Origin of the sequence: Pacificoceanicola onchidii (genome assembly GCF_004804335.1) — a bacterium.
GTDB classification, from domain to species: Bacteria; Pseudomonadota; Alphaproteobacteria; order Rhodobacterales; family Rhodobacteraceae; genus Pacificoceanicola; species Pacificoceanicola onchidii.
In genome coordinates, this window is the sequence record NZ_SRXY01000005.1 from 408,331 (window position 1) to 429,586 (window position 21,256).

Below are 21,256 nucleotides of genomic sequence, written 5' to 3' on the forward strand. Positions count from 1 at the left end.
GGGATATTTTTGGCACAAAGAAAAGACGGGTTTGCGACAGATGGCAAAAGGGCCAAAAAACTCATCGGGACGCGGGCAGCGTGATCTCAAGGTCAAGGTGAAGTCTGCGCGCGGGCGCAAGCTTTCGTCGACGCTGTGGCTTCAGCGGCAGCTTAATGACCCTTACGTGAAGCGTGCCAAGGCGGATGGGTATCGTGGGCGCGCGGCCTATAAGATCCTAGAGATCGACGACAAGTACCGCTTTCTCGTGCCCGGGGCGCGGGTTGTGGATCTTGGCGCAGCGCCCGGTGGTTGGTGCCAGGTGGCGGTCAAGCGGGTGAATGCGCTTGGCTCCCGCACAAGCAAGGCAGTCGGAACCGTGCTGGGTGTTGACTTGCAGGAAATGGACCCGATTGCCGGGGCCGAGCTGCATCAGCTCGATTTCATGGAAGATGGCGCCGATGACAAGGTCAAAGCCTGGCTGGGCGGCAATGCGGATGTGGTGATGTCGGACATGGCGGCATCGGCTTCGGGTCACAAACAGACCGACCACCTGCGCATTATCGCCCTGTGCGAAGCGGCGGCCTATCTGGCCTTTGACGTGCTGGACGAGGGGGGCACTTTCGTGGCCAAGGTGCTTGCGGGCGGGGCAGAAGGCTCGCTTCAGCAGATCCTCAAACAGCGGTTCGACAAGGTGGCGAATTTCAAACCGCCGGCGAGTCGGTCGGATTCGTCGGAGAAATTCGTGGTGGCAACCGGGTTCCGGGGCCGCAGGGACGTGTCAGAAGAGCGGGAAGATTAGGGGCGTCGCCGGGCGGTCAGACAGCTTGGGACGCAGCAGAGACTGTGTGGCCTCGGTCTGAAACCGGCGGGCAAACCCCGGAGAAATCGTGCGAAAACCCTCCGGCGGCTGTGTGTCGCGATCAGCCGCTTTGTGGGCGGCGCGGTGAAGCGGACGCGCATGTTTGCGGATAGGCGGTGTCGGCAGAAACACGGCGTGACCCTCTCACTTGGAACAACAGGCTACCGGTAAGTGTGGCTCAACAATGCGGCGGAATTGGTGCAGGCCCATGCCGGAAGCGTGGCGAAGCCGCTAAAGGGATTGACCGGGCAGAAAAGCCCGGCATTTATGCGCACAGCAAGAACAGGGGAGATGAACCGGATGGCGGTCATCTTGTGTTACGGCGACAGCAATACACATGGCACGCGGCCGATGACCGTGGCGGGGGTGTCCGAGCGGCACGCTGCCGGGGATCGTTGGCCCGATGCCATGGCGGCGGCGCTTGGCGTGGGCCATCAGGTGCTCAGCGAGGGCCTGCCGGGCCGGACAACCGTGCATGACGACATGGTTGAAGGCGGGATGCGCAACGGTCTGACGGTTCTGCCGGCGATCCTGCACAGCCATGTGCCGCTTGATCTGTTGGTGCTGATGCTCGGGACAAACGATCTCAAGAACCGGTTTTCGGTGTCGTCTTACGAGATTGCCCGATCGCTGGAACGTCTGATCACGGTAACGCGGACGAGCGGCGTGGTGGACAGGATCCTGCTCGTCGCGCCTGCGCCGGTGCGCGAATGCGGCACGCTTGTCGATGTTTTCGCCGGGGCCGAGGCACGGCAGGCCGGACTGCGCGATCACATCGCGGCGATTGCTGACAAGACCAGCTGCGGATTTCTTGATGCAGGCGAAACGGTGACGGTCTCTGATCAGGACGGCGTGCATTGGGAGGCGGAGGCGCACAGGCGCTTTGGTGTGGTGATGGCGGATGCGGTACGGGCGATGTTGCCGTGAAACGCTTTGCTTTTATTGGGATATTCGGGATTCTTGCGGCCTGTACGGATGCGCCGCTGTCTTCCGATTTTGTCCCGCTGCGCAACCCGACGGCGCCTGTGGCCAGTCAGGCAGACGTCACACTGGCGCGTCTGTCAGGCACATGGACCGTTGTTGAAGGGGCGGGCGTGCCACCGGGGCGCGAAGTGACCGTAACCGGGCAAAGCCTGCGTTTCGGCACTGCGCCGCAACCCTTCGTGGCGCTTGGCAGCGGGCGGTTTCGCCTTGGCGAGGCAGAGGTTTGGGTGCACTGGCTGGACGCTGATAACCGAACGGCGGCGATGGGTGAGCCGGGCGGTGATTTCGTCTGGATCATGGACCGCACGGGCAAGCCCGGAGAACGCCTGAAGGCGGCCCGGGAGATCTTGGAATGGTATGGATATGACATGCGACGCATGGGGGACAGAAACGATGGATGAACGGGCGCTTCTGAGCGACTTGTTTGAAACGGCGGTCGCGGCAGCGGATCCGATGAAGGCTTTGGCAGGCGTTTTGCCGGAGCGGCCCAAGGGGCGCACGGTGGTGGTGGCGCTTGGTAAAGGATCGGCACAATTGGCCGCGGCGTTTGAAACGCTGTGGGAAGAGCCGGTCGAAGGGGTTGTGGTCACGCGCTATGGCTATGCCGCGCCCTGCAAGCACCTGCCGGTTTTGGAAGCGTCGCACCCGGTGCCGGACGCGGCCGGTTTGCGGGCCACGGAGGCCGTGTTTGCCGCCGTTGAGGGGCTGACCGAAGACGATCTGGTTGTGGCTTTGGTGTGTGGGGGCGGCTCCGCGCTGTTGCCCGCACCGCCGGCTGGGCTGACGCTCGAAGATGAGCAAGCTTTGAACCGGGCGCTTCTGGCCTCTGGCGCACCGATCAGTGTGATGAATGCAATCCGCAAACATGTCAGCCGGATCAAGGGCGGGCGGCTTGCGGCAGCGGCGGCCCCGGCCAAGGTGGTAAGCTTTGTGGTCTCGGACGTGCCCGGAGATGATCCGGCGCAGGTAGCCTCCGGACCGACTGTGCCTGACGCGGTTGGCGTCGCGGACGCTCTGCGGTTTATTGAATCGAGAAATATTGATCTACCGCAGTCTGTTGTGGATCATATTTCAAGTGATGCATCAGCTGCGCCGCATCCCGATGATCCGGTCTTTGCACGCCATGAGGTGCATGTGATCGCTTCGGCTTGCCTGTCACTGGAAGCGGCAGCGGCGCGGGCAGAGGCCGCAGGCGTGCCAGCGGTGATCCTCTCGGATGCCATCGAAGGAGAGGCCAAGGATATCGGCCTCATGCACGCAGCTTTGACGCGGGAAGTGGCATTGCGTGGACGCCCGTTCAAAGCGCCCGTGATCTTGCTTTCAGGCGGCGAAACCACTGTTACGCTTGCGGAAAATCCGGGCCGGGGTGGGCGCAACACGGCGTTTTTGCTCAGCCTTGCCGAAGGCATTGAAGGGCTGGAGGGGATAACGGCGCTGGCGGCGGATACGGACGGGATCGACGGCTCGGAAGATAATGCCGGGGCGTTTGCGGATGGTGACAGCCTTTCGCGTCTGCGGGCGCTTGGGAAAGACCCGGCAAGCTTTGTCAAAGCGCAGGACCCCTATGGTGCATTTGACGCTGTGGGCGACATCTATGCGCCAGGGCCGACCGGGACAAATGTAAATGATTTCAGGGCGATATTGGTCAAACCTCAGGTGTAACTGTAACCAAATCGCGCTTCCAACTCTGTATCCAGATTGGCGAGCAGAAAGGCTTTGTCCGCTTCCGGGATCACATCCGGGAGCGGCGCGCGCTCTGCGATCGATGCGCTGAACCGTGTGCCTAGACGGCGTTTGACCGGTTTGAAAAACGGTTTGCTGCGCGGAATGTCAAAGGCTTCGGAGAGGCGTCTCATCACCGCATCGGGATCGGCGTTGAAGTCTTCCAGACGGATGAACACGCAATTGCGACCGCGATTGGCCATGCCCGCCAGCGCGCGCAGCTTTGCGCTGCGCATGGCAAAGATAGTGTCAAAGGCCAGCCCGGTCACCGGATGCCGATCCAACTGCAGCACCGCGCCTTTGACGCTCAGCTCCGGATGGGTCAGTTCGAAGTCTTCGGGCCGGTCGACGACGCTCGCCCATTCGTGCCGGATAAAACCAGAATAATCCAAAGCCTGCAGCTGTGGATGCACATGCCAGGGCCGGGCGTACATCGACTTCACCCAGTCCACGGCGTTGCGCACAATGCAGATGATCAGGAACTGCTCGGGGATCGCCACCATATGCGGAAACCCGTGTTTCCAGCCCAAACCTTCGGTGCGCGGAATGTCGAGATTCTTTTCGATGGTCTTGCGCAACAGGTTCGTCCCGCTGGCGCGCTCTCCCAGAACCTGAAACTGGGTCATGGGTTTCGCGATGCGCCGGATGGCAAAGAACCCGGAGGGGCCGATCTGGACTGGGATTTCTTTCATGGTGGTTTGGGGATTCTCAAGACCCTTGGCTCAGGGTAGGGTGGTGAAAAAGGATCGAGGCCTATGCAGAGCACAGCCGCCGCGCTGACCATGGTGAGGGATGATGCGTTCTTTCTCAAGGCGTGGTTGCGCCACTATGGAGGCCTTTTCGGGCGCGAGAACTGCTATATCGTGAACCACGGGCGCGGCGAGGAGGTGGCGCGGCTGGCGGAAGGCTGCAACATCATTGGCATTCCCGGCGATCCGCACAAGAACTTCGACATGAAGCGCTGGCGCATGCTGAACAACCTCGTTCAGGGGCTGCGGTGTTATTACAACCATGTGGTTGTGGGCGATGTGGACGAGCTTGTTGTGGTCGATCCTGCGGCGGGCAAGACCCTGTTGGAGATGCTGGAGCATGTGAAACTACGCCGGGTTCTGACGCCGGTTGGCCTTGAGGTGATCCATCGGATCGACATCGAAGATCAGCCCATCGAGGAGCACATCATCGGCCCGCGCCGCCACGTGCGGCTTGCCCCGCACTACTCCAAACCCTGCATTATCAGCAGCGGCGACAAGATTGCGCGCGGTGGGCATTACACCCAGAACGACACGCTGCGCACTCCGGACCATCTGTATTTGTTTCACCTGAAGTTCTGCGATTTTGGTGCTTACGCGGCGGCGATGGATCAGCGAAACCGGGTCACGCAGGCGCTTGGCGGAACGGTCAAGGACATCGCCATCGGACGGCACTGGTTTGCGGAGGCGCGGGGTGAGGATCGCGCGGTGTTCGAAGGCTTTGCAGGCCTCAAACCCGCGTCCGGTTTTGACCTGACATCGGTGCGCAAGCGGATGCATGACACATGGCGGCCGCGCGGTGATACGGGTTTCTGGCAGTTTGATCACCCGGATTACGCGGTGCAACTGACTTTGCCGGAGCGGTTTGTCGGGCTGATCTGAAGCGTGATCAGAAGCGCGGTCTACCGGCCAACGGAATTCACGAAGGCGATGGCATCCACCATGGCCTTGCTTTCGGCCAGCGGATTGTTCGATGCGGCGACCTGCACCATGGACCGCGACGTGCCATCAAGTATGCTCAGCCCGGATTCCCAAACATGGGCGGGCGTGTAAATCAGCGTCACGGCGCCCAGAACACCAATCAGCAGCCCGCCGGAGTTGCGTCTTTTTCCGCCGGAGCCGGTGACGTAACGCATCAGATGAACCAGAAGCATGACCCCGGATGAGGCCAGCAGAACCGCCAGCGCCATGAACACATGGACGTGGTACTGCTCGGGCAATGCGCCTTGCGCAAGCGATTGTTCGATCAGGGGGCGGTTGCTTGCAATGGTGATCACGAGGTAAGCCCAGCCAAAACCCAGAAGCGCGGACCCAATCGGGCGCTCGACGGTCGTGTCCTTGCGGACACCGCCAGACCCCCAACGGTAGAACGACGGGTCAACAGATTTTACGCGGCGGCGGAAATCACTACGGGTCTGGTTTTTAACAATACGGGCCATGGACCTTGGGTAGAGGCTGAATCTGGCACCTCTTGGGTCAATTGTGGCATCCGCTGCCTTAATTGCCGGGGAAAGGCGGGGTTTGTTAACAATTCTTAAGATCTGTCTGAAGATTGCCACAGTGGATGAACGGCCCGACCACATGCCCTCGTGTCACCGGCGCTTGTGGGTGATTCGCCCTGCTGCGGGGGGCGAAACGGCCTTACCGCTTAACAATGGGTTACCGTCAGACGGACCCAATAGAAAAGCGGCGGCCCTTGGTGGACCGCCGCTTGAGCTCATTTCCCGTGACGCGCCTTATTGGAAGTTCGCGTGCACCGCGTTGATCGCCTGCTGGTCAATCGAGACACCGGCGCGGGTCTGAATGTCCGTCGACAGGGCCTGGAACAGATCCTGCGCCACGTCGTTTGCGGCCTGATCTCCGAAAAGCTGGTTGAGCTGCGCAATCTCCGGGCTGTTCATGTCGGCGCCGATGATGCGGTCCAGACGCAGGATATAGGCGCTGGCCGTGCCGGGCAGGGAGACGGCCTCGCCTTCACCCAGATCAAACGCCTCGGACAGCAGCGCGGCGGGCAGGTCCGGGAGTTGCGCGGTACGAGAAAGCCCCTCTTCGGAGCGCGCTTCAAGCCCGAGCTGCTGGAAGGTCTGACCACCGGCGATGTCTTCGGCGATGCTCTTGCCTTCCTCGACGAGGGCGATGGTCTGGGCTTCTTGGGTCCAACCTGCGCGCACGTCCTCTGTCACGTCCTCGAAAGGCTGCGGGGCGGGGGCGCGCACCTCATTGAGACGCAGGGCATAGATGCCGCCATCGCCAAGCTGATCAATCGCCGGGTAGTCTTCTTCGGTAACGCTGGCCGCGGCGGCGCGGAACGCGTCATAGCCCGCGATGCCGTCGTCGCTGAGGGTGGTCCAGTCGATGGTGCCAAGCTCAAGGTCGGTGCTGTCGGCCAGTTCCTCAAGCGTCGCGCCCGCGGCCATCTCATCGTCCAACCCTTGGGCCATGCCGTCAATGACGCGGCGCGCCCGGTCCAGAGCGAGCGTGTCACGCAGCGCTTCGGCGGCCTCTTCAAACGGGGTCTCATTGGCCGGCAGAACTGCGTTGATGCGGAACAAGGCCGGGCCAAGCGGGGTCGGGGCAGGGCCTGCGATGTCGCCCACCTCAGCGGCAAAGACGGTCTCTGCCGCGCCTTCCAGCGCGTCCCGGGTCACATCACCCAGATCCGTATCCGCCAGATCCAGCCCCCGTTCTTCGACCAACGCTTCAAAACTGATCTCGGCAGAAGTCAGCCGCTCCAGCGCGGCAGTGGCTTCGGCATCATCGGCAAAGACCAGACGTTCCACCAAACGGCGCTCCGGAAGATTGAACTCGGCTTCACGTTCGTCATAGGCGGCGCGCAGGGTCGCTTCATCGACCTCGACCGTATCAACGATCATCTCCGGCGTGACCCAGGCATAGGTGATCACCTTGGTCTCCGGCACGGTGAAGCGGGCGATGTTCTCTTGGTACCAGGCTTTCAGCTCATCATCGGACGGCTCTGGCAGATCAATGGTGCTGCCTTCGGCGGTGATTTCCGCCCATGTGAAGGCGCGACGCTCTCCCGCGTAGGACGCCAGCGTTTCGATATAAGTGTCGGGCAGTTTTGTTCCGGCAAGAACCGCGCCTTGCAGCACGGTTGCGGCGCTCTGGGCGCGCAGCTGCGCTTCGAAGTCGCGCTCGCTCAGGCCCACATTGTCCAAAGTCGCCTGATAGGCCACGCGGTTGAAGCTGCCGTCCGGGCCCTGAAAGGCGCGGATGTTGCGCAGTTGCTCGGCGAGGTTTTCGTCGCCAACCGAAATGCCCAACTCGCCCGCTTCGTTTTCCAAAGCGGCGGTGACCACCATCTGGCTCAGTACCCGCTGGGGCAGGCCAAGCGATTGCGCTTGCTGGAATGTCACGGGCGTGCCGAACTGTGCCTCGACGGCGCGAATTTCGTTCTGAAGGGCGCGGGCGTAGTCATTCACCGGAATTTCCGCCTCCCCGACCGAGCCGATCGCGCGCAGGTGGCCGGAGAAGTTCGTGACGCCAAAGCCGCCAAGGCCAAGAACGAGCACGCCGATCAAGATCAGGCCGAGTGTCTTGGTTGTGTTGCCGCTTTTTGCTGCCATGTGGTCCTCCCGCGGGTTATGCTGGCCGGACTTGTCTACTTGGACGTTTTGGGGGCCGCAAGGGGCCAGTCCAGCGCGGCGAGCCGAGTACACATTGCTTTGATCCCGTCCTTGTCCGCATTGGCAAAGGCCACCCGGAAATGCCGCTCACCGGTGTCGTTTCCTTTCGGGAAAAACATCGACCCGGGCAGCAGCAGAACACCCGCTTCGCGCACGATTTTGGGTGCGAGCGTGGAGGCCGGCTCAGCAAAGGGGTGCTCGATATAGGCAAAATAGGCGCCAAGGCCCAAAAGGCGCCAGCCCTTGGCGGCCAGTGGCGGGAAATGCGCCTCAACCGCGGCGCGGCGGGCGAGCACCTCTGCGCGTTGCTCAGCGACCCACGGGTCAAGGTTGCGCAGTCCCCATTCGGCGGCAAACTGGCCCATCTGCGGCGCGCAGATCGCCACGGTGTCCTGAAATTTCTCCATCTCTCGCAGCAAGGCCGGATCGGTGATGATCGCACCAACCCGGTGTCCCGTGAGGCGGTAGGCTTTGGAAAAACTGTAAAGCTGGATCAGGGTTTTATCCCAATCCGGGCTTTGCAGAAGGTCATGCGGCGCGCCGGCCCGGCTGTGAAAATCGCGGTAAGTCTCGTCGAGGATCAGGCGGATGCCATGGCTCTTGGCGAGATCATAAAAGGCACGCAAGGTCGCTTCGGGATACTCTGTGCCACCGGGATTATTGGGGGAAACCAAGGCAATGGCACGGGTTTTTGATGTGATCAGCTTGGCGGCATCCTCTGCAGTCGGAATCAGGTCAGAGCCCGTGGCGAGCGGGACCGCAGTGACACCGGACATGTCGAGCCACATCTTGTGATTGAAGTACCAGGGCAGCGGCAGGATCACCTCGTCGCCTTCGGTGGTCAGCGCGGCGAGCGTGGCGGCAAAGGCCTGATTGCAGCCTTGGGTGATCGCAGTTTGTTCCGGGGCGACGGGCGCGCCATAGTGGTTCGCCCAGTTTTCCGCCAGCGCCGCGCGCAGGCTGTCGTTGCCCAGAACCGGCCCGTAAAGATGCGTGTCCGGGTTCTCCATCGCCTCGGCCATGGCGCGGCGCAGGGGCAGGGGCGGCGGATCGACCGGGGCGGCCTGGCTGAGATTGATCAGCGGACGGTCTTCAGGAAAGGTGACACCGTCGAGCCAACGCCTGGCTTCCGGGATCGGCGGTGCAAAGGTGGCGCGGGTGCGGGTTTGATGTGTCATGCGGGTTTCCCTGATTGAGGCCCTTCGGGCCGCATAGCCATCCGGGGGCATGGCCCCCGGACCCCCGCATTGAGGCTCTGCCTCAAACTCCGAGGTATTTGCAGCCCAAAGAAGACAGTGGTCTCGAGAGGGTCAATCGTCACCGCGGTAGGGTTTGACGTACTGAAGGGCCATGTCCCACGGGAAGAAGATCCATGTGTCCTGGCTGACCTCGGTGATGAAGGTATCGACCTGCGGACGGCCCTGCGGTTTAGCGTAGACCGTGGCGATCTGGGCTCTGGGGTAGAGTTTGCGGACGAGTTCGAGGGTTTTGCCGGTGTCGACGAGATCGTCGATGATCAAAATGCCTTCGCCGTCTTCGCCCATGAGTGCGGCGTCGGGGGATTTCAGAACCTGCGCTTCGCGGCGCTGGTCGGCTTTGCCGCCGCCGGAATGGTAGGATTTGACCGAGATCGTATCGACGGTGCGGATGTCCAGTTCGCGCGAGACGATCATCGCGGGGGCCATGCCGCCGCGCGTGATGGCGACGACCGCGCGCCATGCGCCTTCCTCACCCGGACCCTGGCCTTGCAGGCGCCATGCGAGGGCACGGGCGTCCCGGTGGAGCTGGTCCCAGCTGACGTGAAAGCCTTTTTCGTGCGGCAGGCGGTTGTCCATGGTATCCCCTCGGTCCTCTGACTTGATAGGGCGGTTTCATAGGCCAGCGGAGGCCGGGCAGGCAAGTCTTAACGCGCAAAGAGCAGGCGCAGGCCGAGCGCGCCGAGGATCAGGGCGGCCATGCGATCGATGCGGGGTTTCATGGCGAGATAGGCGGCGCGGGCGGGCGGCGTGCTCAGAAGCGCTGCAAAAGCGCTGTAGACGATGAGCTCGACGCAGAAATGATTGAGGACAATCAGAGCCTTGTCCGCCAGAGTTAACCCCGGTGGGAAAATGACGACGAGGACCGAGGCGGCGAAGAGAACCGATTTGGGATTGCCGAGGTTGACCAAAAGCCCTCCAAAAAAGGCGCGCGCGCCGGGTTTGGCGCTGTCGGCCACGGGTTTGCGGGCGTCGCGCCAGAGCTGAAACGCGACCCAGAGCAGGTAGAGCGCACCAGCGATCTTCAGGATCAGGAAGGTTGCGGGAAAGAGAGTGAAGACCACCTCAAGTCCAAGCAGCGCTGCCCCCGTCCAGAGCGCCGCCATCAAACCAAGCCCCGCACCGGTCGCCGCGCCGGTCATGAATCCGCCGGCGATGGATTGGCGCAAAGCATAGAGCAACGCGGGGCCGGGCGCGGCCATGGCGGCAAGCAGTGTGAGGTTGAAGGCGAGGAGGTGGGTCAATGTCATGAGACGATCAATTCACCAAACCGGGGCCGCACTCAACCTTATTCGAGCGTGCCGGGGCGCAGGTTGTCTCAATTGCCAACAAACAGCGCCGTTTCGACGGCTTCCAGCAAACGCGGCTCACGGGCTTTCCGGCGGAGCGTGGCCCAGGTGGGAAGCAGGAAGGCGCGCGTATAGGTGTCCAGAAGGGCAGGGTCCAGAGTTGCGCCAAGGGATTGCACAATCGCTGATCGCACCTGCGCTTCGGCGTCGGGATCAGGCCAGCCGGTATGCCGCAGGCTGCGGCGCCAAGAGTGCATGCGCATCCAGTGCAGAAAGAAGGCGGCATCGCGGGCGATTGGCTGGGGCCTGCCTTGCACGTAATCGATGGCGATCAGACGGTCTTTTCCGGTGATACAGAGGTTCTCAGGCTTTACGTCGCCGAAACTTGTGCAATGCCGCATGGGACGCCCTTCGAACCGGGAAAACGCCTCTTCGATCATCGCTAGGGCGCGTTGCCCTTCCGCGGTTTCAAAAAGGGCGCTGGCTTGCAAGGCATCGGCTGCATCCGACACAAGAGGCGCAGGGTCAAAGCGGACGATTTGGCTCGGGGTGTCTTCACAGAACGCTTGCAGCCAATGCATCGCCTGCCGTGTGAATTTGGCCTCCGTTCCGGGGCGCAAAGCCTGTTTCAACGTCAAAGGGCCAAGATCCGGCATGGCAAAAAGGTTGTCGTCTTCGGCGAGGAACAGCGGACGCACAACCTTGGGCGTTTGCGCGCTGAGCCACTGCAGGTGTCCGTGTCTGAGACGCGCAGCCCCGGGTTTTTCATAGACCTTGATCACCATCCCCTGCGCGCCATCCGCCGGGACAGCGCGCAGGATCGAGCGAGCGCCGCGCGCATGATCCGGGCGATGAGCGATCCAGTCCAGCACCCATGGCCGTCCGGACGCCGGGCCTTGCCGCGCCAAAGCATTGGCCGCGCGCTCACGGTGGATTTGGGCAAGCGCGGAGCTTGAAGGGGGAGGTGTGGACGGCGAGCGCGACGGTTTCATGGAGCAGTTCGGCGGCTATTTGGCTGATCGTGGGCATGGACCCATCAACTCATACCGTACCGGACGTGCTCAACAAAGACTGCTGGGTGATGCCGGTCTGCCCGATTTGCAGACCTGTCGGGCGTTTGCCTTCTCACGCAAACCCGGACTTGCGGAAACGAAAACTGGCATACGCTTGTTCAGCGCATGCCAGTTCCAGAACTTTAACGAAGCAAAGAGTGTGTAGACCCGTCAGGTCTTCGACATATCCGGCGCGTCCACCGCCTTCATGCCGACCACGTGGTAGCCTGCGTCGACGTGGTGGGTCTCACCGGTAACGCCGCTGCCCAGATCGGACAGCAGGTAGAGCGCCGATTTGCCGACATCCTGAATGGTCACGTTCCGGCGCAGGGGCGAGTTGTACTCGTTCCACTTCATGATGTAGCGGAAGTCGCCGATGCCGGAAGCCGCCAGCGTCTTGATCGGACCGGCGGAGATGGCGTTGACGCGGATGTTGTCCTTGCCGAGGTCTTCGGCGAGATAGCGCACGGAAGCCTCCAGCGCCGCCTTGGCCACACCCATCACGTTGTAATGCGGCATGATGCGTTCCGCACCGTAATAGGTGAGGGTGACCGCAGAGCCACCGTTCTTCATCATCTTCTCGGCGCGCTGCATGACGGCGGTGAAGCTGTAGACCGAGATATCCATGGTCATGGTAAAGTTGTCTTTGGACGTATCCACGTACCGGCCGCGCAGCTCGGATTTGTCGGAGAAGCCGATCGCGTGGACGATGAAATCGAGGTTGTCCCATTTCTCGCCCAAGGCGGAGAAGAGCGCGTCGATGGACTCGCCTTCGGAGACGTCACAGGGCAGGACGATGTCCGAGCCGAGCTGTTCCGCCAGCGGCCCAACCCGTTTCTTCAACGCTTCGCCCTGATAGGAGAAGGCCAGCTCCGCACCGGCATCGGCACAGGCCTTGGCAATGCCCCATGCAATCGACTTGTCATTGGCAAGCCCCATGATCAGACCGCGCTTGCCGGCCATCAACCCGTTTGACATGGACACATCTCCACCCAGATATTTCGCTTAACGCCGTTTAGGCGATCCCCCCGGGGCCATCAAGCCTGCAAACGGACGTTTTGACAGGCGGCGCCAGAGCAAAGGACAAAAAGACATGACTGACAGAAGCGGTATCTTCGCCGGTGACAATCCGTTTGTGATTGCGCGGAGCTGGCTGGCGGAGGCCGAGGCGAGCGAAATCAACGATCCGAACGCCATCGCGCTCTCGACGGTGGACGCGGACGGGCTACCTAACGCGCGGATGGTTCTGCTCAAGGAGATCGAGGACGCCGGGTTTGTGTTCTACACCAACTACGGCAGTGTGAAGTCGCAGGAGATCGAGGCGGCTGGACAGGCGGCCTTCGTCATGCATTGGAAGTCCTTGCGTCGGCAAATCCGAGTTCGCGGCAAGGTTGAACGGGTCGAAGGACAACAGGCGGATGAGTATTACAAGTCGCGCTCCCTCAAGAGCAGATTGGGGGCCTGGGCCTCGGATCAGTCAAAGCCGCTTTCGTCACGCGGGGCGCTTATGGCGGAGGTCGCCAAGGTCACGGCCAAGCACGGTCCGAATCCCCAAAGGCCGCCGTTCTGGGGCGGATTCCGCATCGTTCCAAGCGAGATCGAGTTCTGGGCGGACGGTCAGTTCCGACTGCATGACCGGTTTCGGTGGACTTGCACAAATTTCAGCCACAACTGGCAGGTGACCCGATTGAATCCGTGAAAATTTGAGCATCGGTGTTAGGAAATTCCCCCATAGGGAGAATGTCTGACACAAAATTGCTCTTTTGGACAGGTTGCCTTTCCCTCTCTTAATGTCGCAGACAAGAAGAGGGATACGTCACTCAGAAGAACCGGAAGTAACAACTTGGGACATCAGGACAACGCAGAAGAGCGAGTCAGCGGCAAGGTTAAGTGGTTTGACCCGACCAAGGGATTTGGATTTGTCATCTCTGATCTTGGCGGTGCGGACATCTTGTTGCATGCCAATGTGCTGCGCAATTTCGGCCAGAGCTCAGTGGCCGATGGCGCGCGCATCGAAATTGGAGTGCAGCGCACGGAACGGGGTGTGCAGGCCACGGAAGTCTTCACAATCGAGCCGCCGGAAGGCGCAGAAGGCGCGCCGCTTGCCGATTTCGAAGACCTTGATCACGACATTGTCGCCAACGCGCCGCTTGAGCCGGCCCGGGTGAAATGGTTCGACAAGGCAAAGGGTTTCGGTTTCGCCAATGTGTTTGGCAAGTCCGACGACATCTTTATACATATAGAGGTGCTTCGCCGGTCCGGTCTTGCAGACCTTCAACCGGGGGAGGCTTTGGCCATCCGCGTCGTCGATGGCCGTCGGGGCCAGATGGCGATGGAGGTTTTTGCATGGGAAGCGGCATTAACGCGCTGAGTTTGGCGACCGGGTTGGTCGCTGTTTCAGGGCTTGGGGCGTCGGCTGGCAGTCTGTGTACAGACGATGCGGTCTGGCTGCGCGGCGACTTTGGCAAGGTCCGCTTTTCCGTCGACATCGCAGATGACGAGGCAGAGCGGGCACAGGGGCTGATGTTTGTCGAAACCATGCCCACCAGCCGTGGCATGCTCTTTGTCTATGATCGCGAAGCGCCCAATGGCGTGGCGTTCTGGATGAAGAACACGCTCATTCCGCTCGACATGATCTTTGCGGATCGCACCGGGGCTGTGATCAAGGTGCATGAAAATGCCATCCCGGGCGATCTGACAGCCATCCCGTCTGATGGTCCGGCGCAATATGTGCTGGAAATCAACGGCGGATTGGCCGCCCAGCTTGGCATCGAAGCGGGCGCGCAGATGCGCCATCCCACCATTGAAGAGGCCGTTTGGCCCTGCGAATGAAAGATGTGTTTGTTTCGGACGTTTTAGCCCTTTTCATGGGCAACGCCCCGCGTTAAAGGGGGCGCAGTCGGGGCGTGGCGCAGCCTGGTAGCGCGTCTGTTTTGGGTACAGAAGGTCGTGAGTTCGAATCTCGCCGCCCCGACCACTTTCATCAAATCGACATACAGATGTGTTACCCGTGAGCGTGCACAACATGTAGGCTATCGACCCGCGTTTTGGCGGGTGTCTGGTGACGGCTTTTGGCAGGTGAGTCGCACCGGGCGCGCGTGATCGGGCTACAAGAGAGGCTTGGTCGTGCCGCTCATGCCACAACATCTAGAGCAGGCTCATTTTTTTTCCGATGTCGTTAACTATTCATGCAAAGGGTTAAAGCCTGTGGATAACTCCCGGTAACTGTGCCGAAAACCGCGCTCTTTTCTGGGAGCGTGACGGTGCAGGTCTTGTGAATGAATCAGGGGAAATCTCCGGGCACGGTAGAGCGGCGGCAGGTCAACCGGAAAAATATCCTGAGTCTGGTAAAAATTGCGTTGACCGTCCCAAGGCTCTTGCGTCATTTTGTGCTGGCAACGCGGGAGGGCCACTAAATATAGTGGTGTCGCCGAGGGTCAGCGAAGAGAACAAGAAGAAAGCCAAAGCTTTCGGGGCGAGTCATGGGACGCCGCTCCACGGTATCCCTTTGACCATCGTAACGATCTGCTTCTGCGGGGTTTGGTAAACAGACACTCACAATCTGACGGGGCAGAGGCATGAAAATCGAAAGAAAGTTCACCAAGGCGGGACAGGATGCATACGCGGGCATCGAGTTCACCACCACGACGTCCGAAATCCGAAACCCCGATGGGACCGTGGTGTTCTGCCAGGAGAACCTGGAAGTGCCGGCCAAGTGGAGCCAGGTGGCTTCTGACGTTATTGCCCAGAAATACTTCCGCAAGGCGGGCGTGCCTGCGAGCCTGAAAAAGGTCAAGGAAAAGGGCGTGCCGTCCTTCCTGTGGCGCTCCGCGCCGTCTTCCGCCAAGACCGAGCGGATCGGCGAGACCTCCGCCAAGCAGGTGTTTGACCGTCTTGCAGGGGCCTGGGCTTATTGGGGCTGGAAAGGCGGCTACTTCACCACCGAGGAAGACGCGCAGGCCTATTTCGACGAAATGCGCTACATGCTGGCCACGCAGATGGCCGCGCCGAACAGCCCGCAGTGGTTCAACACCGGTCTGCACTGGGCTTACGGCATCGATGGTCCGGGGCAGGGGCACTATTACGTCGACTTCGAGTCTGGCGAGCTGACCCGCTCCACCTCTGCCTATGAGCACCCGCAGCCGCACGCCTGTTTCATTCAATCCGTCGAGGATGATCTGGTGTCCGACGGCGGCATCATGGATCTGTGGGTGCGCGAGGCGCGTCTGTTCAAATATGGCTCCGGCACCGGCACCAACTTCTCCTCTCTGCGCGCCGCCAATGAGCCGCTGTCCGGCGGCGGCAAGTCCTCTGGCCTGATGGGTTTCCTGAAGATCGGCGACCGCGCTGCGGGTGCGATCAAATCCGGTGGCACCACGCGCCGCGCGGCCAAGATGGTGATCTGCGATGTGGATCACCCGGACATCGAAGAATTCATCAACTGGAAAGTTCTCGAAGAGCAGAAGGTTGCGAGCATCGTCGCGGGCTCCAAAATGCACGAAAAGATGCTCAACGGCATTTTTGAGGCGATCCGCACATGGGATGGAGTCGAGGCGGATGCCTACGACACCAAGAAAAACGAAGCGCTCAAAGGTGCGGTGCGCGCCGCCAAGGGCGTGATGATCCCTGAGACCTACATCAAGCGCGTGCTGGATTATGCCAAGCAGGGCTATGCCAGCATCGAATTCCCGACCTATGACACCGATTGGGACTCTGAGGCCTATGCCTCCGTGTCTGGTCAGAACTCCAACAACTCCATCCGCGTCACCGACGCGTTCCTCAAGGCGGTCAAGGAAGATCAGCCCTGGGAGCTGGTGCGCCGCACCGATGGCGAAGTGGCCAAAACCGTCAGCGCCAAGGAACTTTGGGATCAGGTTGGTCACGCCGCATGGGCCTGCGCCGACCCGGGCATCCAGTTCCATGACACCGTAAACGCGTGGCACACCTGCCCGACGGATGGCGAGATCCGCGGCTCCAACCCGTGTTCGGAATACATGTTCCTTGATGATACGGCCTGTAACCTCGCCTCGATGAACCTGCTGACCTTCTTCAAGAACGGCCGGTTCGACGCGGAAAGCTATATGCACGCCACGCGCCTGTGGACCGTGACGCTGGAAATCTCCGTGCTCATGGCACAGTTCCCGTCCAAGGAAATCGCGCAGCGCTCGTTTGATTACCGCACGTTGGGCCTTGGCTATGCCAACATCGGCGGGCTGCTGATGAACATGGGCTATGGCTATGACAGCGATGAGGGCCGGGCGCTTTGTGGTGCGCTGACCGCCATCATGACGGGCGTGGCCTATGCCACCTCTGCCGAGATGGCTGGTGAGCTGGGGGCGTTCGCCAAGTATCAGAAGAACCGCCAGCACATGCTGCGCGTAATCCGCAACCACCGCAACGCGGCCTGGGGCAAGAACACCGATTACGAAGGCCTCGCGGTCAAGCCGGTGGCGCTGGACCATGCCAACTGCCCCGATCCGGCGCTGGTTGAACTGGCCATGGGCGCCTGGGACGAGGCGCTGCGCCTTGGTGAGCAGCACGGCTACCGCAATGCGCAGACATCCGTGATTGCCCCGACCGGCACCATCGGTCTGGTCATGGATTGCGACACCACCGGGATCGAGCCGGACTTTGCGCTGGTGAAGTTCAAAAAGCTCGCGGGCGGCGGTTACTTCAAGATCATCAACCGCTCGGTGCCTGCGGCGCTCGAAAAGCTCGGCTATGGCTCTGCCCAGATTGAAGAGATCATCTCTTATGCGGTGGGTCATCAGACGCTTGGCAACGCGCCGGGCATCAACCACACCGCTCTGATCGGCCACGGCTTTGGCCCGGCGCAGATCGAAAAAGTCGAGGCGGCGCTGGCCACAGCCTTTGACATCCGCTTTGTCTTTAACCAGTGGACGCTGGGCGAAGAGTTTTGCACCGGCACGCTGGGTATTCCGGCAGAAAAGCTGAACGATCCGACCTTTGATCTGCTCAAGCACCTTGGATTCAGCAAGGCGGATGTGGACGCGGCCAACGATCACGTCTGCGGGACCATGACGCTGGAAGGCGCGCCGCATCTGAAAGACGAGCACCTGACCGTGTTTGATTGCGCCAACCCCTGCGGCAAGAAGGGCAAGCGGTATCTCTCGGTTGAGAGCCACATCACCATGATGGCCGCCGCGCAGTCGTTTATCTCGGGCGCGATTTCCAAGACCATCAACATGGCCAACGACGCGACGATCGAGGATTGCCAGAAGGCCTATGAGCTGAGCTGGTCCCTCGGCGTGAAGGCCAACGCGCTGTATCGTGACGGCTCGAAGCTGTCCCAGCCGCTGGCTGCCGCGCTGGTGGAGGACGATGACGAGGCCGCGGAGGTTCTCGAAAGCGGCTCCACACAGGAGAAGGCCGCCGTTCTCGCCGAGAAGATCGTGGAGAAGGTTGTGGTCAAGGAGATCATCAAGTCTCAGCGCACCAAGATGCCGGAGCGCCGCAAGGGCTATACTCAGAAAGCCATCGTTGGCGGACACAAGGTTTACCTGCGGACCGGTGAGTACGAGGATGGCAACCTCGGTGAGATCTTCATCGACATGCACAAGGAAGGCGCGGGCTTCCGGGCGATGATGAACAACTTCGCCATCGCGGTTTCCGTGGGCCTGCAATACGGCGTGCCGCTGGAAGAGTTTGTTGACGCCTTCACCTTCACCAAGTTCGAACCGGCGGGCATGGTGCAGGGCAACGACAGCATCAAGAACGCCACTTCGATCCTTGATTACATCTTCCGCGAATTGGCCGTGTCTTACCTCGATCGCACCGATCTGGCCCATGTGAAACCCGAAGGCGCGTCCTTCGACGATCTGGGTCGCGGCGAGGAAGAGGGCGTGTCCAACGTCAAGGAACTGTCGGAAAGCGCGGCGTCGCGGTCTCTGGAAGTGCTCAAGCAGATCAGCTCCACCGGCTATCTGCGCAAGCGTCTGCCGCAGGAACTGGTTGTGCTGCAGGGCGGCGCCGATCCGGTGGAAGCGCTGAACACGCTGGTCCCGGAAACCGGCGGCGCCGCGATGGCCACCTCGACCGTGGCTGTAGCGGCGAGCACCATGACCATGGATGAGCGCACCAAAGCCAAGATGCAGGGCTACGAGGGTGACCCATGCGGGGAGTGCGGCAACTACACGCTGGTGCGCAACGGCACCTGCATGAAGTGCAACACCTGCGGCGGCACCTCGGGTTGTAGCTAAAGAACAAGGGCAGGGGGCCTTGGCCCCTTGCCGACCGTTCCGGATGGCCTGCGGGCTGTCCAGGCGCGGGTAAGGCCGCAGGCGAAACTATGATACGAGCGGTGACATAAGAGTGAGCCTTATCAGCGAACCTTGAGGGGTCCCAACCGGGGCCCCTTTTTTCGTGTCGGTTTACTGATCAAAGACCTGATCGTGCAGATCGCGCAGATGCGGGACAAATTCCGAGCAGAAGGTGATCGAGATCTCGCCCAGGTCATAATAGGCATTCGCCTCGCCACAGCTTTCGACCCGGACGATGAGTTCCTGCGGCAAGCGCAGGTCTTGGTTCAGGGCGGCGACCTCTTCGGCGATGATCTCGCTGGCCAGAGGCTCGGAAGGGTCGGGAATGAACCGCATGGGCACAGCCAGTTCCGCTCCCTCCATTTCGTCAAACACCGCGCCCCAGCTGTCCGCCGCCAGATCGTATTCTTCCGGGCAGGTCTCGGCGCGCTCTTCCGGCAGACCGAGGTCTTCGGCCAGCGTGTCGCGCACCTCCGGGTTGGCGCCGTAGAACAGGCAGACGTGATTGTAGAACCGCTGTTCGTCCGGCCCGTGCACATCCCAGTAGGCCACATCCTGCATGCCGTCCGGGTCATCGAGGAATCCGAACGCGCTGTCGTAGGCCAGTTGCTGTGCCACCTCTTCGTCGAATAGCCAGTCGATGAGCAGCACGGCCATGACGTCCGCCGCGTCTTCTTCCTGTCCGAAAATCGGAACTTGCATGAGGTCGATCACGGCATGGGCAAGCTCATGGTAAAAGATCGCGCGCACGTTTGACGAAACAAAGTCATCCGCGGGTGTCTGCTCCGCAAGGGGCAGGGTGGGCGTCAGGCAAAGGGCAAGCCCGAGGGCTTGGTTGCGGATCATGAGAGCCTCCTGTTCTCGGCCAGTTTTCCAGAGCCTATCAGGCTATGGCGCGTACGGGACAGACCCAAGGGGAAAACGGGCTGTTTCACGCCTGTGTCGGCCAATAAAAAAGCGCGGCCAGAGTGCCGCGCTTCGGTTTTTTTCTGAAGGGCTGCCCTCAAGCCGTTTTGCGTGTCCGCACCATCGCCAACCCGCCAAGGCCAGCCAGAAGCAACGGCAGGCCCGCAGGCAGCGGAACTTCTGCGGCTACTGAATAGACGCCGATTGCGGAGATCGGGATGGCACCGGAGAGGCCGGCAACCAGACCGGCGTTGGGGTTGCTCCCGGTCAGCGTGATCTCGTTGCCATACCCCCACAGGATGTTGGACACGCCATCATCAAGGCTGGTGCCATCCTCGATCACGCTGATCGGGGTGAACTGGGGAAGGGGGCTGTAGTTGTTTCCGGCCTGCATGCCGTAGCTGTTCAGGAAAGGGTTCCAGCCTGCGGCTTCGGAGAATGAAGTGCCATTCCCGACAAGCGCGGTGCCAAGGGTGACAACAACAGACCCGCCGTCCGAGACAAAGTCATGCAGCAAGCTGATTGATGCCACACCGATGTTGCCGCCGACAATCACGGTGTCCGATGTGCCAAGTGCGGTTTCAAAGGCGGTTTGGGTGGTCACAACGGAAACGGATTTGCCCAGATCGCTCAACTGGCTTTGAAAAGACGTCCCGTAGGCAAACGGACCGAGGCCAACGATTGTATAAGCCGTCCCGCCAAGGATCTCCGTCAGGTTCTCGGCCAGCGCTTCGGTGCTGGCCCTGTCCCCGGTGTAGGTGTCCCCAAGAACTGTACCGCCGTCATAGGCAACATCGGAAAAGGTCCATTCATCGCCCATGGCAACAACGGCCCCGGTTGTCATGGCGTGAAGCGGCGCGCCCAGAAACATGGCGCACAAGGCGGAGGGGAGGAGGGATCTATACATTACTTCTCTTCGCATATTTCAAAGTTGGGAATGTCTAACAGCCGACGCCGCGTTCGCAAAACGAAATTCAAGCGTTTGGGTCGATTCCGCTTGGTTTGGTGTATGTGCGAGGCGTGAGTCCGGGGAAAATTAAGCCCTGAGTTGAGCCGTTTCAAATGCATCCGAGTTATGGGCGAAAAGGGTCCTTGCAAGGCGGTTGCCGGGACTTTCATCAGCGGGTGGGCAAAAAGCAGGCGCAATCGGGGCGCGCCCTTTGTTTTCAGTGTATTATTGCCCTGCGCAGCCCATGTTCACCGACTGCAAGAGACCTGAGAAGGCGTGTGATGCGGAAAAAAATGCAGTTTCGGACGAAAATCCGAAAAAAGTGCTTGCGGAGGTCTGCGCTAGTGCGTAAATAGCCCCTCACCGGCGGCGCTGAGGCGCACAACGGGACGCCAGACGGGGCGGACGGGACGGGGCAGCGAGAGTTGCTGAGTTTGGGTTCGCAGACGAGGCGGATAAATCAGAGGTAGATCTGGGCGGGCGCGCCGTTAAGTTTAGGGCGCATCCGGTTGGTATTTGTCTTTGGGTGCTATTTGACATCGCGAGTATCTGAAGAGATATGTGGGCGGCTTGGGTTCATTTCG

Annotated in this window: 19 protein-coding genes and 1 tRNA gene; 10 read left to right on the top strand and 10 right to left on the bottom strand. The window is 60.9% G+C overall.

Features of this window, described 5'->3' with window-relative positions; genetic code table 11:
• Positions 1–40: 40 nt before the first annotated feature.
• From E4662_RS15515 to E4662_RS15530, 4 genes are all read left to right on the top strand, one after another.
• Complete coding sequence (locus E4662_RS15515; RefSeq protein ID WP_136442496.1) at positions 41–781, top strand: RlmE family RNA methyltransferase; 741 nt, start codon at positions 41–43, stop codon at positions 779–781.
• A 360-nt stretch (positions 782–1,141) separates the two neighbouring features.
• A complete protein-coding gene (locus E4662_RS15520; RefSeq protein WP_136442497.1) occupies positions 1,142–1,768 on the top strand; it encodes an SGNH/GDSL hydrolase family protein in 627 nt (208 codons plus the stop codon).
• Positions 1,765–2,226, top strand: coding sequence for a lipocalin family protein (locus E4662_RS15525; RefSeq protein ID WP_240705210.1), 462 nt, complete (start codon positions 1,765–1,767; stop codon positions 2,224–2,226). The genes E4662_RS15520 and E4662_RS15525 overlap by 4 nt, the downstream gene beginning before the upstream one ends.
• On the top strand, positions 2,219–3,487 hold the full coding sequence (locus tag E4662_RS15530; protein WP_136442498.1) for a glycerate kinase type-2 family protein: 1,269 nt from the start codon (positions 2,219–2,221) through the stop codon (positions 3,485–3,487). Before E4662_RS15525 ends, E4662_RS15530 begins: the two co-directional genes overlap by 8 nt.
• On the opposite strand, the gene E4662_RS15535 is transcribed toward E4662_RS15530, so the two are convergent.
• Entirely contained in the window at positions 3,478–4,239 is a 762-nt protein-coding gene (locus tag E4662_RS15535) for a hypothetical protein (protein ID WP_136442499.1), read from the bottom strand. The two genes, E4662_RS15530 and E4662_RS15535, sit on opposite strands and share 10 nt — an antisense overlap.
• A 63-nt stretch (positions 4,240–4,302) precedes the next feature.
• Here E4662_RS15535 and E4662_RS15540 point away from each other — a divergent pair, with 63 nt between their 5' ends.
• Entirely contained in the window at positions 4,303–5,178 is an 876-nt protein-coding gene (locus E4662_RS15540; RefSeq protein WP_136442500.1) for a glycosyltransferase family 2 protein, read from the top strand.
• Between the two features lie 20 nt (positions 5,179–5,198).
• Here the strand turns inward: E4662_RS15540 and E4662_RS15545 are convergent, their stop codons facing one another.
• The 7 genes from E4662_RS15545 to fabI form a co-directional block, all read right to left on the bottom strand.
• Positions 5,199–5,735, bottom strand: a complete 537-nt coding sequence (locus E4662_RS15545) for a hypothetical protein (RefSeq protein WP_136442501.1) — start codon at positions 5,733–5,735, stop codon at positions 5,199–5,201.
• A 297-nt stretch (positions 5,736–6,032) separates the two neighbouring features.
• Positions 6,033–7,880 carry a peptidylprolyl isomerase gene (locus E4662_RS15550; protein ID WP_136442502.1) on the bottom strand — a complete coding sequence of 616 codons (1,848 nt, stop codon included), beginning with the start codon at positions 7,878–7,880 and terminating at the stop codon, positions 6,033–6,035.
• Positions 7,881–7,915: 35 nt separating this feature from the next.
• Positions 7,916–9,118 carry an aminotransferase gene (locus tag E4662_RS15555; RefSeq protein ID WP_136442503.1) on the bottom strand — a complete coding sequence of 401 codons (1,203 nt, stop codon included), beginning with the start codon at positions 9,116–9,118 and terminating at the stop codon, positions 7,916–7,918.
• Between the two features lie 132 nt (positions 9,119–9,250).
• Positions 9,251–9,775: a xanthine phosphoribosyltransferase gene (gene gpt / locus E4662_RS15560; protein WP_136442504.1), complete on the bottom strand. Its 525-nt coding sequence runs from the start codon at positions 9,773–9,775 to the stop codon at positions 9,251–9,253.
• A gap of 68 nt (positions 9,776–9,843) precedes the next feature.
• Complete coding sequence (locus E4662_RS15565; protein ID WP_136442505.1) at positions 9,844–10,446, bottom strand: LysE family translocator; 603 nt, start codon at positions 10,444–10,446, stop codon at positions 9,844–9,846.
• A gap of 68 nt (positions 10,447–10,514) precedes the next feature.
• Complete coding sequence (locus tag E4662_RS15570) at positions 10,515–11,357, bottom strand: hypothetical protein (protein ID WP_136442506.1); 843 nt, start codon at positions 11,355–11,357, stop codon at positions 10,515–10,517.
• A 351-nt stretch (positions 11,358–11,708) separates the two neighbouring features.
• Positions 11,709–12,515, bottom strand: a complete 807-nt coding sequence (gene fabI / locus E4662_RS15580) for an enoyl-ACP reductase FabI (protein ID WP_136442508.1) — start codon at positions 12,513–12,515, stop codon at positions 11,709–11,711.
• A 115-nt stretch (positions 12,516–12,630) separates the two neighbouring features.
• Here fabI and pdxH point away from each other — a divergent pair, with 115 nt between their 5' ends.
• From pdxH to E4662_RS15605, 5 genes are all read left to right on the top strand, one after another.
• Positions 12,631–13,236 (top strand): pyridoxamine 5'-phosphate oxidase, encoded by a 606-nt coding sequence (gene pdxH, locus E4662_RS15585; RefSeq protein ID WP_136442509.1) that lies wholly within the window; start codon positions 12,631–12,633, stop codon positions 13,234–13,236.
• 144 nt (positions 13,237–13,380) lie between these two features.
• Positions 13,381–13,908, top strand: coding sequence for a cold-shock protein (locus E4662_RS15590; RefSeq protein ID WP_136442510.1), 528 nt, complete (start codon positions 13,381–13,383; stop codon positions 13,906–13,908).
• Entirely contained in the window at positions 13,884–14,369 is a 486-nt protein-coding gene (locus E4662_RS15595; RefSeq protein WP_136442511.1) for a DUF192 domain-containing protein, read from the top strand. Before E4662_RS15590 ends, E4662_RS15595 begins: the two co-directional genes overlap by 25 nt.
• Positions 14,370–14,437: 68 nt before the next feature.
• Positions 14,438–14,514, top strand: a tRNA-Pro gene (locus tag E4662_RS15600).
• Between the two features lie 601 nt (positions 14,515–15,115).
• Positions 15,116–18,757 carry a vitamin B12-dependent ribonucleotide reductase gene (locus E4662_RS15605; RefSeq protein ID WP_136442512.1) on the top strand — a complete coding sequence of 1,214 codons (3,642 nt, stop codon included), beginning with the start codon at positions 15,116–15,118 and terminating at the stop codon, positions 18,755–18,757.
• A 171-nt stretch (positions 18,758–18,928) separates the two neighbouring features.
• On the opposite strand, the gene E4662_RS15610 is transcribed toward E4662_RS15605, so the two are convergent.
• Together E4662_RS15610 and E4662_RS24340 are read right to left on the bottom strand one after the other, a co-directional pair.
• Entirely contained in the window at positions 18,929–19,663 is a 735-nt protein-coding gene (locus E4662_RS15610; protein ID WP_136442513.1) for a DUF4344 domain-containing metallopeptidase, read from the bottom strand.
• 157 nt (positions 19,664–19,820) lie between these two features.
• Positions 19,821–20,630, bottom strand: a complete 810-nt coding sequence (locus E4662_RS24340) for a VPLPA-CTERM sorting domain-containing protein (RefSeq protein ID WP_240705211.1) — start codon at positions 20,628–20,630, stop codon at positions 19,821–19,823.
• Positions 20,631–21,256: the final 626 nt, after the last annotated feature.

Bases quoted from the DNA above. Each gene is read 5' to 3' on its own strand.
- E4662_RS15605 (WP_136442512.1), top strand. From the start codon at position 15,116: ATGAAAATCGAAAGAAAGTTCACCAAGGCGGGACAGGATGCATACGCG.
- E4662_RS15545 (WP_136442501.1), bottom strand. From the start codon at position 5,735: ATGGCCCGTATTGTTAAAAACCAGACCCGTAGTGATTTCCGCCGCCGC.
- E4662_RS15535 (WP_136442499.1), bottom strand. From the start codon at position 4,239: ATGAAAGAAATCCCAGTCCAGATCGGCCCCTCCGGGTTCTTTGCCATC.
- E4662_RS15555 (WP_136442503.1), bottom strand. From the start codon at position 9,118: ATGACACATCAAACCCGCACCCGCGCCACCTTTGCACCGCCGATCCCG.
- E4662_RS15595 (WP_136442511.1), top strand. From the start codon at position 13,884: ATGGGAAGCGGCATTAACGCGCTGAGTTTGGCGACCGGGTTGGTCGCT.
- E4662_RS15610 (WP_136442513.1), bottom strand. From the start codon at position 19,663: ATGATCCGCAACCAAGCCCTCGGGCTTGCCCTTTGCCTGACGCCCACC.
- fabI (WP_136442508.1), bottom strand. From the start codon at position 12,515: ATGTCAAACGGGTTGATGGCCGGCAAGCGCGGTCTGATCATGGGGCTT.
- E4662_RS15540 (WP_136442500.1), top strand. From the start codon at position 4,303: ATGCAGAGCACAGCCGCCGCGCTGACCATGGTGAGGGATGATGCGTTC.
- E4662_RS15565 (WP_136442505.1), bottom strand. From the start codon at position 10,446: ATGACATTGACCCACCTCCTCGCCTTCAACCTCACACTGCTTGCCGCC.
- pdxH (WP_136442509.1), top strand. From the start codon at position 12,631: ATGACTGACAGAAGCGGTATCTTCGCCGGTGACAATCCGTTTGTGATT.
- E4662_RS24340 (WP_240705211.1), bottom strand. From the start codon at position 20,630: ATGTATAGATCCCTCCTCCCCTCCGCCTTGTGCGCCATGTTTCTGGGC.
- E4662_RS15515 (WP_136442496.1), top strand. From the start codon at position 41: ATGGCAAAAGGGCCAAAAAACTCATCGGGACGCGGGCAGCGTGATCTC.
- E4662_RS15550 (WP_136442502.1), bottom strand. From the start codon at position 7,880: ATGGCAGCAAAAAGCGGCAACACAACCAAGACACTCGGCCTGATCTTG.
- E4662_RS15530 (WP_136442498.1), top strand. From the start codon at position 2,219: ATGGATGAACGGGCGCTTCTGAGCGACTTGTTTGAAACGGCGGTCGCG.
- E4662_RS15520 (WP_136442497.1), top strand. From the start codon at position 1,142: ATGGCGGTCATCTTGTGTTACGGCGACAGCAATACACATGGCACGCGG.
- gpt (WP_136442504.1), bottom strand. From the start codon at position 9,775: ATGGACAACCGCCTGCCGCACGAAAAAGGCTTTCACGTCAGCTGGGAC.